This window comes from Streptomyces sp. NPDC057253 (assembly GCF_042669125.1).
In the GTDB taxonomy this organism is placed as follows: domain Bacteria; phylum Actinomycetota; class Actinomycetes; order Streptomycetales; family Streptomycetaceae; genus Streptomyces.
On record NZ_JBHUXV010000190.1, the window covers coordinates 1 to 12,835 of the forward strand.

The 12,835-nt window shown below is 67.9% G+C and carries 13 protein-coding genes, 1 tRNA gene and 2 pseudogenes; 10 read left to right on the forward strand and 6 right to left on the reverse strand.

The features are described from left to right. Positions 1-278: 278 nt before the first annotated feature. Complete coding sequence (locus ACFULQ_RS45915; RefSeq protein ID WP_383556859.1) at positions 279-755, reverse strand: RidA family protein; 477 nt, start codon at positions 753-755, stop codon at positions 279-281. Next, positions 752-913 carry a DUF4177 domain-containing protein gene (locus tag ACFULQ_RS45920; protein WP_075033571.1) on the reverse strand — a complete coding sequence of 54 codons (162 nt, stop codon included), beginning with the start codon at positions 911-913 and terminating at the stop codon, positions 752-754. Before ACFULQ_RS45920 ends, ACFULQ_RS45915 begins: the two co-directional genes overlap by 4 nt. 262 nt (positions 914-1,175) lie before the next feature. Here ACFULQ_RS45920 and ACFULQ_RS45925 point away from each other — a divergent pair, with 262 nt between their 5' ends. Next, positions 1,176-2,153 carry an ArsA-related P-loop ATPase gene (locus tag ACFULQ_RS45925; protein ID WP_383556861.1) on the forward strand — a complete coding sequence of 326 codons (978 nt, stop codon included), beginning with the start codon at positions 1,176-1,178 and terminating at the stop codon, positions 2,151-2,153. Beyond that, positions 2,150-3,595, forward strand: a complete 1,446-nt coding sequence (locus tag ACFULQ_RS45930) for an ArsA family ATPase (protein ID WP_383556863.1) — start codon at positions 2,150-2,152, stop codon at positions 3,593-3,595. Before ACFULQ_RS45925 ends, ACFULQ_RS45930 begins: the two co-directional genes overlap by 4 nt. Positions 3,596-3,786: 191 nt before the next feature. Here ACFULQ_RS45930 and wblA read toward each other — a convergent pair whose 3' ends face one another. After that, complete coding sequence (gene wblA, locus ACFULQ_RS45935) at positions 3,787-4,125, reverse strand: transcriptional regulator WblA (protein ID WP_030324083.1); 339 nt, start codon at positions 4,123-4,125, stop codon at positions 3,787-3,789. Between the two features lie 508 nt (positions 4,126-4,633). Between wblA and ACFULQ_RS45940 the strand changes: the two genes are divergently transcribed. After that, entirely contained in the window at positions 4,634-6,904 is a 2,271-nt protein-coding gene (locus ACFULQ_RS45940) for a transglycosylase domain-containing protein (protein WP_383556866.1), read from the forward strand. Between the two features lie 251 nt (positions 6,905-7,155). Here the strand turns inward: ACFULQ_RS45940 and ACFULQ_RS45945 are convergent, their stop codons facing one another. Continuing rightward, positions 7,156-7,620 (reverse strand): GatB/YqeY domain-containing protein, encoded by a 465-nt coding sequence (locus tag ACFULQ_RS45945; protein ID WP_383556869.1) that lies wholly within the window; start codon positions 7,618-7,620, stop codon positions 7,156-7,158. 100 nt (positions 7,621-7,720) lie between these two features. On the opposite strand from ACFULQ_RS45945, the gene ACFULQ_RS45950 reads away from it, so the two are divergent. From ACFULQ_RS45950 to ACFULQ_RS45960, 3 genes are all read left to right on the forward strand, one after another. Continuing rightward, complete coding sequence (locus ACFULQ_RS45950; RefSeq protein WP_383556871.1) at positions 7,721-8,647, forward strand: metallophosphoesterase; 927 nt, start codon at positions 7,721-7,723, stop codon at positions 8,645-8,647. A gap of 188 nt (positions 8,648-8,835) precedes the next feature. Continuing rightward, the gene (locus tag ACFULQ_RS45955) at positions 8,836-9,606 is read left to right on the forward strand and encodes a Pr6Pr family membrane protein (protein ID WP_383556873.1); all 771 of its coding nucleotides are present in this window, start codon (positions 8,836-8,838) and stop codon (positions 9,604-9,606) included. Between the two features lie 49 nt (positions 9,607-9,655). Beyond that, positions 9,656-9,729, forward strand: a tRNA-Pro gene (locus ACFULQ_RS45960). A gap of 95 nt (positions 9,730-9,824) precedes the next feature. Here the strand turns inward: ACFULQ_RS45960 and ACFULQ_RS45965 are convergent. Further along, on the reverse strand, positions 9,825-10,520 hold the full coding sequence (locus ACFULQ_RS45965; protein ID WP_383556876.1) for a hypothetical protein: 696 nt from the start codon (positions 10,518-10,520) through the stop codon (positions 9,825-9,827). Between the two features lie 118 nt (positions 10,521-10,638). Then, positions 10,639-11,280 (reverse strand): annotated as a pseudogene (locus ACFULQ_RS45970) (tyrosine-type recombinase/integrase); the annotation flags it as partial. Here ACFULQ_RS45970 and ACFULQ_RS45975 point away from each other — a divergent pair. The 4 genes and pseudogenes from ACFULQ_RS45975 to ACFULQ_RS45990 form a co-directional block, all read left to right on the forward strand. Continuing rightward, positions 11,280-11,645 (forward strand): annotated as a pseudogene (locus ACFULQ_RS45975) (ATP-binding protein); the annotation flags it as partial. The pseudogenes ACFULQ_RS45970 and ACFULQ_RS45975 overlap by 1 nt on opposite strands. Beyond that, positions 11,645-12,019, forward strand: a complete 375-nt coding sequence (locus ACFULQ_RS45980) for a hypothetical protein (RefSeq protein WP_383556884.1) — start codon at positions 11,645-11,647, stop codon at positions 12,017-12,019. The pseudogene ACFULQ_RS45975 and the gene ACFULQ_RS45980, both read left to right, overlap by 1 nt. Positions 12,020-12,112: 93 nt before the next feature. Then, entirely contained in the window at positions 12,113-12,394 is a 282-nt protein-coding gene (locus ACFULQ_RS45985) for a hypothetical protein (RefSeq protein ID WP_383556878.1), read from the forward strand. After that, positions 12,391-12,585 (forward strand): hypothetical protein, encoded by a 195-nt coding sequence (locus ACFULQ_RS45990; protein ID WP_383556882.1) that lies wholly within the window; start codon positions 12,391-12,393, stop codon positions 12,583-12,585. The genes ACFULQ_RS45985 and ACFULQ_RS45990 overlap by 4 nt, the downstream gene beginning before the upstream one ends. Positions 12,586-12,835 lie beyond the last annotated feature (250 nt).

Genomic DNA, 12,835 nt, shown 5'->3' on the forward strand with positions numbered 1-12,835 from the left:
GCAGTCACCTGTGCCACGACGTGCCGTTGGCCGCGTACGGCGTGAAGGGGACGGGGTGGGGGGTGTCCGCCCGCAGCGGCCGGCGTCCGGAACCGGGCCCTTCTAAAGCAGCCGAGCCGCCGGACCGAGGACGGATACCCCCCACCCCGGCACCGACCCACCCACCGAACCGCACGCGCTACACAAGCCCCCACCGAAGACGAGCGGGCCGCCGCAGGCATTCAGGGGCGCGGGGAACTGCGCAAAAACGCCCGCCCCCACCGAACCCGCACCAGACGTCACCCCACCGAAAGCTCCACCTGCACCTCAACCTCCACCGGCGCATCCAACGGCAGCACCGCAACCCCCACCGCACTCCGCGCATGCACCCCCTTGTCGCCGAACACCTCCCCCAGCAACTCGCTCGCGCCGTTGATCACCCCCGGCTGCCCCGTGAAATCCGAAGCCGACGCCACGAACCCCACGACCTTCACGACACGCGTGACGAGATCCAGATCACCGGCAACCGACTTCACCGCCGCCAACGCGTTCAACGCACACGTCCGCGCCAGCTCCTTCGCCTCCTCGGCCGTGACCTCCGCCCCCACCTTCCCGGTGACCGGAAGCTTCCCGTCGACCATGGGCAGCTGCCCCGAGGTGTACACGTACACCCCCGACCGCACAGCCGGCTGATACGCGGCCAGCGGCGGCACGACCGCCGGCAACGTCAGCCCCAGCTCCGCGAGCCGCGCCTCGACCGCCCCGCCCCCGCTCACGCGGACTTCTCCCGCTTGAGGTAGGCCACCAGCTGCTCGGGGTTGTTCGGCCCGGGCACGACCTGAACGAGTTCCCACCCGTCCTCGCCCCAGGTGTCCAGGATCTGCTTCGTGGCATGGACGAGCAGCGGCACAGTTGCGTATTCCCACTTGGTCATGCGGCCGACTTTAGCCCCTGCTCACCCCCACCCCGAGCCCAGCCGCCCCTTGCCCCCGAGCCCAGCCGAAGCTCATCCAGAGCCCACCCGACGCTCATCCCAAGCCCACCCGACGCGCATCCCAAGCCCACCCGACGCTCATCCAGAGCCCGGCCGACCCTCTCCCCCAGCCCGGCCGACACTCACCCGGAACCACAGCCCGCACCCCCGTTGTCCACAGCCTCCTGCTTAGGTTCGCCGCCGACTGGTTACGCTCGAATACGTGAGCAGGCTCCAGGTCGTCAGCGGCAAGGGCGGGACCGGAAAGACGACGGTCGCCGCAGCCCTCGCGCTGGCCCTCGCCACCGAGGGGAAGCGGACGCTTCTCGTCGAGGTGGAGGGTCGCCAGGGAATCGCGCAGCTCTTCGAAACGGAGGCGCTGCCCTACGAGGAGCGGAAGATCGCCGTCGCTCCAGGGGGCGGGGAGGTGTACGCACTGGCCATCGACCCCGAACTGGCCCTTCTGGACTACCTCCAGATGTTCTACAAGCTGGGCGGCGCCGGCAGAGCCCTCAAGAAGCTCGGCGCGATCGACTTCGCCACCACCATCGCGCCCGGCCTCAGGGACGTCCTGCTGACCGGCAAGGCGTGCGAGGCGGTCCGCCGCAAGGACAAGTCCGGCCGCTTCGCCTACGACTACGTCGTGATGGACGCACCCCCCACGGGCCGTATCACCCGCTTCCTCAACGTCAACGACGAGGTCGCCGGGCTCGCCAAGATCGGCCCGATACACAATCAGGCGCAGGCCGTGATGCGGGTGCTGAAGTCCAAGGAGACAGCCGTCCACCTGGTGACCCTCCTGGAGGAGATGCCGGTCCAGGAGACCGCGGACGGCATCGCCGAACTGCGGTCCGCCCGCCTCCCCGTCGGCCGGATCATCGTGAACATGGTGCGCCCGGAGGTGTTGGACGGGGACGACCTGGAACTCGTACGGACCACCCGGCGTTCGGCCGTGGCGAAGGCGCTGTCCTCGGCAGGCCTCGGCGGCGCCCGGCGCGGCGGCAACGCCGAGAAGCTGGTCGACCCGCTGGTCCAGCAGGCCGAGGAGTACGCCGTGCGGTACGAGCTGGAGCACGAACAGCGCTCGGTCCTGGGCGATTTGGGCCTGCCCCCGCACGAACTGCCCTTGCTGACCGAGGGCATGGACCTGGCGGGTCTGTACGAACTGGCCACCGAGTTGCGGAAGCAGGGGATCTCATGAGCCCGGACCAGGACCGGCACCACCGTCTCTCCCCCGCCCCCGCGCTCCACCTGGACCCGCTGATCGACGACCCGAAGACCCGCATCGTGGTCTGCTGCGGCTCGGGCGGTGTCGGCAAGACCACCACCGCCGCGGCCCTCGGGCTGCGGGCCGCCGAGCGTGGCCGCAAGGTGGTCGTGCTGACCATCGACCCGGCCCGGCGCCTCGCCCAGTCCATGGGGATCGACTCCCTGGACAACACTCCCCGCCGGGTGAAGGACGTCGACGGGGACGGCGAACTCCACGCGATGATGCTCGACATGAAGCGCACCTTCGACGAGATCGTCGAGGCGCACGCGGACGCCGAGCGGGCGGCCACCATCCTGAACAACCCCTTCTACCAGTCGCTTTCGGCGGGCTTCGCGGGCACGCAGGAGTACATGGCGATGGAGAAGCTCGGGCAGCTGCGGGCCCGGGACGAGTGGGACCTGATCGTCGTCGACACGCCCCCGTCCCGCTCGGCGCTCGACTTCCTGGACGCCCCGAAGCGCCTCGGGTCCTTCCTCGACGGACGGCTCATCCGGCTGCTGACCGCCCCGGCCAAGCTCGGCGGCCGCGCGGGGATGAAGTTCCTGAACGTGGGGATGTCGATGATGACCGGCACCCTTGGCAAGCTGCTGGGCGGCCAACTCCTCAAGGACGTCCAGACGTTCGTGGCCGCGATGGACACCACCTTCGGCGGCTTCCGCACGCGCGCGGACGCCACGTACAAGCTGCTCCAGGCGCCGGGGACGGCCTTCCTGGTGGTGGCGGCCCCGGAGCGGGACGCGCTGCGCGAGGCCGCGTACTTCGTGGAGAGGCTGGCCGCGGAGGACATGCCGCTCGCCGGCCTCGTGCTCAACCGGGTCCACGGCAGCGGCGCCGACCGACTCTCGGCCGAGCGGGCACTCGCCGCCGCGGAAACCCTTGAAGCCGCCGGGGAGACCCTGGAGGCCGCTGGGGAAACCCTGGAGGCCGCCGCGGACGCCGATGACCATGAGGTCCCGGACGCCCCCGAGGCCGCGAAAAGCCCTGAGACCGGGGAAAATCCCGAGGCCCCGGAAAATCTTGAAGAGCCCCGCATTGTCGATCAGGAGGGCGGGAAAGCTGGACTTCGTAACTCTCCCGACACGTACGGCAGTTCAGAATCACCCGCTCCCGAGTCGGACTCCCCCGTCGACCCGGAGCGCACCGCGGACCGGCTCACCGCAGGCCTGCTGAGGCTGCACGCCGACCGTATGCAACTGCTCTCCCGCGAACAGCGCACGCGTGACCGCTTCACCGCGCTCCACCCCGAGGTGGCGGTGGCCGAAGTGGCCGCGCTGCCCGGCGATGTGCATGACCTCGCGGGGCTGCGGGACATCGGAAACCGGCTCGCGGCCGGTCGGCCGGAGCTGCCCGAGCCGGGCACGAACGCCGGCTGAGCCGACCCCCGCGCACCACTGACCGAGAGCTCGCGCATGGCCGGCCGAGGGCTCCCGCACCACCGACCGAGGACTCGCGCACAGCTGACCGAGAGCTTGCCCACGGTCGACCGAGGGCTCCCGCACGACTGACCGAGAGCTCGCGCACCACTGACCCAGAGCTCGCGCCCCGCCGCCAGAGGGCTGCGCCCTCAGCTCACCGCTGCGTAGTTCTCGTAGATCTCGTCGTCCTCGAGGGGCAGGATGCCGACCCCCCGCTCGTACTCGACGCGCGCCGTCTCCAGCAGCCTGCGCCACGACGTGACCGTCGGCCGCCGGCGCAGCAGGGCGCGGCGCTCGCGCTCTGTCATGCCTCCCCACACGCCGAACTCGACGCGGTTGTCCAGCGCGTCGGCGAGGCACTCCGTGCGTACCGGACATCCGGTGCACACTGCCTTCGCCCTGTTCTGCGCTGCTCCCTGAACGAACAGTTCGTCCGGATCGGTAGTGCGGCAGGCCGCCTGCGCACTCCAGTCGACTACCCAGCCCATACCGGCGCCGTCCTCTCCCGAATCGAGGCTCCCCCACGGCGGCAGCGGCATATTCACCGCCGCCAGTTGAGGACGTTACGGAAGGCAGGCACAGCGCAACACCCCCTTCGGGCCCAATCTTGAATGGCCCGAACGGACTATGCGTAAGCGGCAGATCACCCGGGGGAGTGAGGCTGCGACATACATGACTATCCCGGCAAACCAGGACACTTGTCTTGCGTCACAACGGGCACCTGATGACACACGAGGTGGATTCGGACACTTCCCCGCCAAAAAAGTTGGGGAACGACCGGAACGATTCGGGGTCGCCGGACGTATTGATACGTGGCCCTACTGCTGTGACAGTTGAGAGCAGCTTAGGCCAAGGCCTGTGCGCGTGTCCGGCGAATGAGAAGGTAGGGCGCTGCCGTCGCCATGCCCGCTCCGACGCGGTCGTGCCCTCTTCCGTCGCCATGCCGTGACATGGGCTCCCTCTGAACGCTCATGAGTACGGATTAGGCTGCCCCCTATGTCGAAGAAGCGCTCGGGCGGCGGTCTGTCGCCCACGCAGCAGGCCGCCAAGTTCCTCGGTGTCAGTGTCCTCGCGGGGGCGGTGATGGCCGGCATCGCGCTGCCGGCGGCCGGTGCGCTGGGGCTCGCGGCCAAGGGGTCGGTGGAGAGCTTCGACGAGCTGCCCACCAACCTGAAGACCCCGCCGCTGAGCCAGCGCACCACGATCCTCGACGCCGAGGGCGGCACCATCGCCACGGTCTACTCACGTGACCGCACCGTGGTGGACCTCAAGGACATCTCGCCGTACATGCAGAAGGCGATCGTCGCGATCGAGGACTCGCGCTTCTACCAGCACGGCGCGGTCGACCTGAAGGGCGTGCTGCGCGCGCTCAACAAGAACGCCCAGAGCGGCGGGGTCGCCCAGGGCGCCTCCACCCTCACCCAGCAGCTCGTGAAGAACGTCGCGATCGAGGAGGCGGGCGACGACCCGACGAAGGTCGCCCAGGCCACCCAGCAGACCATCGGCCGCAAGATCCGCGAGCTGAAGTACGCGATCCAGCTCGAAGAGGAACTCGGCAAGAAGAAGATCCTCGAGAACTACCTGAACATCACGTTCTTCGGCCAGCAGGCGTACGGCGTCGAGGCGGCCTCGCAGCGCTACTTCTCCAGGCACGCCAAGGACCTCGACCTGGAGCAGTCCGCGCTGCTCGCGGGCATCGTCCAGTCGCCGAGCCGCTACGACCCCGTCAATGACGAGGCGGAAGCGACCAAGCGGCGCAACACCGTGCTCCAGCGCATGGCCGAGGTCGGTGACGTCTCCCAGGCGGAGGCCGACAAGGCCAAGGCGAAGCCGCTGGGCCTCAAGGTCAGCAAGCCGAAGAACGGCTGCATCACCGCGGTCAAGGGCGCCGGCTTCTTCTGCGACTACGTCCGTGAGGTCTTCCTGACCGACCCGGTCTTCGGCAAGACCAAGGAGGCCCGGGCCAAGGTCTGGAACCAGGGCGGTCTGACGATCCGCACCACGATGGACCCGCAGGCCCAGAAGTCGGTCCAGAAGTCCATCAAGGAGCACGTCTACCAGAGCGACCAGGTGGCCACCGCGGCGACCATCGTCCAGCCCGGCACCGGCAAGATCCTCGCGATGGGCCAGTCGCGGCCGTACGGCATCAACAACAAGAAGAACGAGACGACGCTCAACCTCTCGGTCAACGCGGACATGGGCGGCGGCGCGGGCTACCAGCCCGGTTCGACGTTCAAGCCGATCGTGGCCGCGGCCGCCATAGAGGGCGGCACACCGGCGACCAAGATCTACCCCTCGCCGTACAAGATGGACTACCCGGCCCCGGTGCAGGAGTGCAACGGCGGTGTCTGGAACGAGAAGGGCGTCCCGGTCACCAACGAGAACACCTCCGAAAAGGGCCCGTACGACATGAAGACGGCGACCGCCAAGTCGGTCAACACCTACTACGTGTCGTTGATCAGCGAGATCGGCATCTGCCCGGTGACGGAGATGGCCGCGAAGATGGGCGTCCAGCGCGCCGACGGCCGCAAGATCCAGCAGGCCCCGTCGATCGCCCTGGGCACCCAGGAGGTGTCCCCGCTGACCATGGCGAACGCGTACGCGACCTTCGCCTCGCGCGGGATGTACTGCACCCCGGTCGCCATCGAGTCGATCACCCAGCGGGTCGGCGAGAAGTCGAAGTCCCTCCAGGTCCCGAAGTCGACCTGCTCTCGGGCGATGTCGGAGAACACGGCCGACACCATAAACACGCTCTTGAAGGGCGTGGTCGAGGACGGCACGGGTTCGAAGGCGGGCCTCGGCGCCAGCCGTGACAGCGCGGGCAAGACGGGTACGACCGACGAGCGCTACGCGGCCTGGTTCGTGGGCTACACGCCGAACATGGCCGGCGCGGTCTGGGTCGGCGACCCGGCGCACAAGCGCAAGATGCAGAACATCCGCATCGGCGGCGAATGGAACGAGAAGGTGTTCGGCGGCCAGGTCCCCGGCCCGATCTGGCGCGACATGATGAGCGGCGCGCTGGAGGGCAAGGACGCCCCGCAGTTCAACACCGTCTACATCCCGGACATGCCGAAGAAGGAAGACCCCGGCAAGGGCAACGACGACGGCGACAACGGCGACAACGGCGGGAACGACAACGGAGGCAATGACAACGGCGGCGGCGACAACGGCGGCAACACCACCTTCCCGACCCCGTCCTTCTCCATCCCGGAGAACTTCATCCAGGGCCAGAGCAACGGAAACGGCAACGGAGGCGGCCGAGGCTGACCCCACCGGGTCGACCATGTGAAGGGCCCCTTCGCCGCCGTAGAACATCTTCTTCTACGGCAGCGAAGGGGCCCTTTCGACATCCGGCGCCGGCATCCACGCGACCGGCGTCTCCGCCCTACGGCGCCCGGTGTCGTCGCTCGGGACGACGTGGGTCGGCCTGGACGTGGGTCAGGCTTGACGTCGGTCAGCCTGCACGTCGGTCACCCTGGACGTCGGTCAGCCTGGCCGTCGGTCAGCCTGGCCGTCGGTCAGCCTGCGAGGAGCTTCTTGACCGCGGCGGCGACCCGGCCGCCCTCGGCGAGGCCCGCGACCTTGGGGTTCACGATCTTCATGACGGCGCCCATGGCGCGCGGCCCCTCGGCGCCGGCCGCCTTCGCCTCCTCGACGGCCTGGACGACGATGTCGTTCAGCTCGTCGTCGGTGAGCTGCTTGGGCAGGTACTCGGCGAGCACCTCGCCCTCCGCCTTCTCGCGCTCGGCGGACTCGGCGCGACCACCCTGGGCGAAGGCGTCCGCGGCCTCGCGGCGCTTCTTCGCCTCCTTGGTGATCACCTTGAGGACCTCGGCGTCGGAGAGCTCGCGCTTCTCCTTGCCCGCGACCTCCTCGTTGGTGATCGCGGCGAGCGTCATCCGGAGCGTCGAGGAGCGCAGCTCGTCGCGCCCCTTGATCGCGGCGTTGAGGTCTTCCTGCAGCTTCGACTTGAGCGTGGTCATGCGGTCGATTGTCGCAGGTGTGGTGGACCGGGCGCCCGCCCATTTACCGTGCGGACGGCGGCCGGTCAAGAACGCCTCCGCGATCTGACACGATGGAGGCATGCGCGCGCGATACGGAGTTCCCCTGGGAATCGCGGCGGTTGGCGCCGCCGGACTGGCCTACTCCGCGGGTTTCGAAGCCCGCTCCTTCCGCCTGCGACGGGTGACGGTCCCCGTCCTGCCGGCCGGCATGCGCCCCCTCAGAGTGCTCCAGGTCTCGGACATCCACATGGTCGGCGGCCAGCGCAAGAAGCAGCGCTGGCTGCGCTCGCTGGCGGGCCTGCGCCCCGACTTCGTGATCAACACGGGCGACAACCTGTCGGACCCGGAGGCCGTCCCGGAGGTGCTGGACTCGCTGGGCCCGCTGATGGAGTTCCCGGGGGCGTACGTCTTCGGCTCGAACGACTACTACGGCCCCAAGTTCCGCAACCCCGCCCGCTACCTGTACGAGAAGGCGCAGGGCCGCCACGGCCTGAACGGCAACGCGCCCGCCGTGGGCGTCATCCACAACCCGTGGGAGGACCTGCGGGACGGCTTCGACGCGGCGGGCTGGCAGAACCTCACGAACACGAGGGGCATGCTGAAGATCGAGGGCGTGTCGGTGGAGCTGACGGGCCTGGACGACCCGCACATCAAGCGGGACCGGTACGCCGAGGTGGCCGGCGGCCCGTCGAGCGCGGCGGACTTCTCGATGGGCGTCGTACACGCCCCCTACCTCCGCGCCCTGGACGCCTTCGCCGCCGACGCCTACCCGCTGATCCTGGCCGGCCACACCCACGGCGGCCAGATCTGCCTCCCCTTCTACGGCGCGTTCGTCACCAACTGCGACCTGGACACCGACCGGGTGAAGGGCCTGTCCCGGCACACGGCGGAGGGCAGGACGTCGTACCTGCACGTGTCGGCGGGGTGCGGGGCGAGCCGGTACACACCGGTGCGGTTCGCTTGTCCGCCGGAGGTGACGTTGTTGACGTTGGTGGGGCGGTCGTAGGGGTCGGGTCGGGGGCCGGGCGAGACGGGGTGTGGCTGGACCGCGCGAGGCCGGAGTCGCGGGGTCGGAAGCGCAGGAACCGGAGCCGCGAGGGTCGGAGTCCACGGGGACTGAGCACCGGGCGGCCGGGTTAACCCGCACGGACCGCCCGTATCGCCCCTTTTGCCCCCACTGCCTAGCGTGAGGGCATGACCGCGCCGCTACCCAGGGACATCCCGGATCTCCCCGCCATCCCGGGCGTGCCCGCATTCCTCCCCTCCCCCGTCCCCGCGACGGCGGTGGTGACTCCGGTACGCCACCCCGTGGCCGCCGTGTACCGCGTACTGGTGGCTTTGACCGCCGCGGCGACCGTGACCGTGGAAATTCTGCTGACCAGCCCGATCCGCGCCCTGAGCTACTTCGCGGTGCAGAGCGCGGTCCTCCTGGCAGCGGTGTTCCTGCTGTCGGCCCGCAGGGCATGGAAGGCCCGCCGCCCCCTGCCCTCGGCACTGACGGGCGCGACACTGCTCTACGCCACGATCACGGCTCTGGTGTACCACGTGCTCCTGACCAACGCGTCGAGCCCGTTCACCCTGACGGGCGCGGCGGCGACCCCGACGGGCTGGCACGCGGTGACCACGCACCTGCTGCACACCGCGATCCCGGCGGCGGCAGCGGCGGACTGGTTGTTCCTGACGGCACCGGGCCGCCTGCACCTGCGCCAGGCGGCGACCTGGCTCCTCTACCCCCTGGCCTACCTGCTGTTCACCTTCACCCGGGGCGAACTGATCCCACCAGGCACACCGGGCCGCTACCTCTACCCCTTCCTGGACGTCGACCTCCACGGCTACAAGAGCGTCCTCGGCAACGCCCTCCTCCTGGGCCTCGCCATGTACGCCCTCGGGATCCTCCTGATCGCCCTCGACCACGCCCGCCCGAACCCCATCCGCCACCGCACCAAAACCGGATTTCGTCTCTAGCCACCGGTGGGCTAAAGTAAACGACGTCGCCGCGACAAGCAGCGACGATCGGGGTGTAGCGCAGCTTGGCAGCGCGCTTCGTTCGGGACGAAGAGGTCGTGGGTTCAAATCCCGCCACCCCGACAGTGAAGTACCAGGTCAGGGGCCTGATCCGCAGTGCGGGTCAGGCCTCTGACTCGTCTGAGTGGCTATCTGCGTGACTATGGATCGGCTCCAGGCTAAGGAGCACCACCAGAGGACCCACCGTTGGTACTCTGCCGGCGGGCCTCGCGCCGACGACGAACTTCCTCCATCCTCCGGTGCCTTGTTTCAGTGATGGCTTGCTGGTTCGCCTCCTGATAGGAGTCATTGAGCCCCTTGAGGCTCTTGCTGATCTTGTCTAGACGCTCTTCGATCGGCTTCGTGACGCGCCGTCCGATCAACGCGTCCCCAAGAACGTCAAGATCAACGGTGTACTTCAGCTCCTCAACCGGCCCCATCGGCCCCTCGCTGTTAACCGTGAACTCGAACACCATGGGAAGACCAGACCCGAACCTGCTAGTCGCGGAGTCGAAGGGATACTCCAGCCTCCGCCCTGGAGGCATCATCGTGATGGTGCGTGACAGCACTTGCGTCAGCGCGTCGCCTACGTCGTCCCCCGCCGTCGAAGTCAGGTTCGGAGTCACCTTGATCTTGACGTCGCGCGCCACCGTGAGTCCCACGTTCTGAATGGCGAGGACGAGCAGCAGAGACCCGGGTTCTTGGGGCTGGATGTCCACGATGACGTACGGCTCGTTCTGCTCACGATGCACTCGCCGAGCGACCTGAAGTTGACCTTCAGCTGACTTTGCCTGAGATCGGGCGTACCTCATAGCCCCAGCAGCGGCAACGAATGCCAAGATCGACACAATGAGCGACCAGTGTTCAGTCTTCATTGCAGCAGGATATGGAGTACCGCTGACAGTGCCCCATGGTCGCAATTACTGTCGACCTGCTTTTGGCGACTGAGGATTGGGGAGCCCATGGTCAGACAGGTTCCACCATCACTCACGGTTAACGGCTGCGCCGGTCGCTGAAGATGCTGTCCATCATGACCGCACCGGTCTGGATGACGGGCCGGATCTGCTTCCTGTAGACCTCCTCAGTCACAGCTGTTCCTGAGTGTCCGACGAGTCGGGAGATCTCCTCCAGCGGGACGCCACGGTCGGAGAGCAGAGACACGAAGCTGTGCCGGAGCTCCCGGGGTGTCCATTCGTCGGCGTTGACCCCGTCGACGTCCTTGAGCGCCTGTCGGAAGGCGCGGCGGACGTTCGCTGCGTCGAGTGGCTTGCCCACGGCCGAGGAGAAGACGAGACCGTGTTCCTCCCACTTATCGTCAGCGGCGACCCGATCCCAGCCCTGATCTTCGAACTGCTGCCAGAGAGCTTCGATGCAACGCGCCGGCAGGGCGAGGGTGCGCCTGGACTTCCGGGTCTTGGTGTCTCCGGTGCGACGGACTGAGCGCCAGACGGCGATGTGGGGAGGTTGGGGCGGGTCTATGTCGGGGCGGTCTTTCAGGAAGACATGGTCCCAGGTGAGGGCGCGCAGTTCCTCGGTCCGGGCCCCAGTCAGCAACGCGAGGACGATGTAGGCGTACATCGAGATCCCCTCCGCCCCCTTCAGCACGGCCGCCTCAGCTTGGGCGAAGGTAAGCGCTCAGCAGGGCGCGGCGCTGGACCCGCGACATCCTGCGCGGATCGCCATGGGCGGAGGATGCCGAGCTGATCGTGAGCGAGCTGAGCGCGAACGCGATCCTCCACACGGCCAGCGGCCAACACTCGGGCAGCTTCCATCTGGCCCTGGCGGTATCGGCGCAGGCCATCGCGTTGTCGGTCACGGACGGCGGAGGCGCCAGCACCGCACCGAAGGTCAAGCGCCGGGACCAGGACGCCGAGCACGGCCGGGGCCTGGGCATGGTCAGCGTGATCGCTCACCGGGTCGTGGTCCACGAGAGCGATGGCGGTCACACGGTCACCGCGGAGTTGTTCACGGCCCCGTCCGTGGGAGGTCACCCGTGCTGATGGACAAGCCGCAGAGGGGCTACTGGTGCGAATGCTGGGCCCAGGACCTCACCGAGGAGACCAGGCCGGTTCTCCGAGCGTCCTTCGACGCGTACTCGGCACCGCAGGCCGACAGACGGGTAGCGGTCGCACTCCGCACGATCTCACCGGCACTGGATCCCGACGCCTCGCAGGAAGCGTGGGAGTGGCTGTACAACGGCCGCATCACCACGAGGAAGGCCCTCCTACGCGCCGAGCCCTGCACGGTCACACTCACCCAGACCCGGACCTGCATCACCTGGACGATCCGGCCCGTGATCTTCCTACCCCTGGCACACCGACAGGGCAGCGATTTGCCACGCTGTGCACACGAGTTCAGGCCCCACTCTGACTAAGTAGCACTTCTCCGGGCGATCTCCGACCCAACTGCAACTGACACTCGAAAATCTCGTTGTCGAAGCTCTCATCGAGTGAGGTAGAAGGGCGCCATGGATGCTGCTGTGCTTGAACAGATGCTGGATGAGACCTTCGATCACGCTGTCGTGCACCACGGATACACCAACTACATGCGCGACTACGAGGTCTTCGTCTACGCAACGGCTGATCCCCGTACCGGCATCACGCCGTCTTACCTGAGGTATCAGTTCAGGTACTGCGTTGAGGCGCGGTGCGAGACCTCAGTGCCGACGGAGACCTGGCGGCTCTCTTTGGACGACCGGCTCATCGACCACGAAACCGGTGCCGACCTAGACGGGTACATCTGGGCGTGAAGTGGCACAGCCTTTACCCGGGAGCCAAGCTTCTCCCCGAGTCGGAGGCCACGCGACGCTGGTCGAACGCCCTCGGCATCGACTTCCACGAGGTACGCATCGAGACCAACGCGCACAACCTGACCTTGCTCTTCTCCGACCTTCAGGTGAGCGAGGTCGCGGTTGGATATGCACCGTTCGTCGCGGAGTAAGGGTCAGCGTTCACGTGATCTTGGCGGTGTGATCTGAGTGAGGCGGAGTGGGAACGGCTTCGGCCGTTCCTGCCTGTAAGTAGCAGGGGTTGTGGCGGGAGACGGGATCATCGACAGGAAGACCGTCTGGCGGCCGGCCCTCACCTCCAGGCGGGCCTCAGGCATGCTCAGCTGCATGAGCGCCTACAGCAGCGACCAGGACTTGAACGTCACCGATGCCACCGGGGAAGACGCCGAGGTAGACGTCGCA

Bases quoted from the DNA above. Each gene is read 5' to 3' on its own strand.
- ACFULQ_RS45920 (WP_075033571.1), bottom strand. From the start codon at position 913: ATGACCAAGTGGGAATACGCAACTGTGCCGCTGCTCGTCCATGCCACG.
- ACFULQ_RS45930 (WP_383556863.1), top strand. From the start codon at position 2,150: ATGAGCCCGGACCAGGACCGGCACCACCGTCTCTCCCCCGCCCCCGCG.
- wblA (WP_030324083.1), bottom strand. From the start codon at position 4,125: ATGGGCTGGGTAGTCGACTGGAGTGCGCAGGCGGCCTGCCGCACTACC.
- ACFULQ_RS45940 (WP_383556866.1), top strand. From the start codon at position 4,634: ATGTCGAAGAAGCGCTCGGGCGGCGGTCTGTCGCCCACGCAGCAGGCC.
- ACFULQ_RS45945 (WP_383556869.1), bottom strand. From the start codon at position 7,620: ATGACCACGCTCAAGTCGAAGCTGCAGGAAGACCTCAACGCCGCGATC.
- ACFULQ_RS45950 (WP_383556871.1), top strand. From the start codon at position 7,721: ATGCGCGCGCGATACGGAGTTCCCCTGGGAATCGCGGCGGTTGGCGCC.
- ACFULQ_RS45955 (WP_383556873.1), top strand. From the start codon at position 8,836: ATGACCGCGCCGCTACCCAGGGACATCCCGGATCTCCCCGCCATCCCG.
- ACFULQ_RS45965 (WP_383556876.1), bottom strand. From the start codon at position 10,520: ATGAAGACTGAACACTGGTCGCTCATTGTGTCGATCTTGGCATTCGTT.
- ACFULQ_RS45980 (WP_383556884.1), top strand. From the start codon at position 11,645: ATGGACAAGCCGCAGAGGGGCTACTGGTGCGAATGCTGGGCCCAGGAC.
- ACFULQ_RS45985 (WP_383556878.1), top strand. From the start codon at position 12,113: ATGGATGCTGCTGTGCTTGAACAGATGCTGGATGAGACCTTCGATCAC.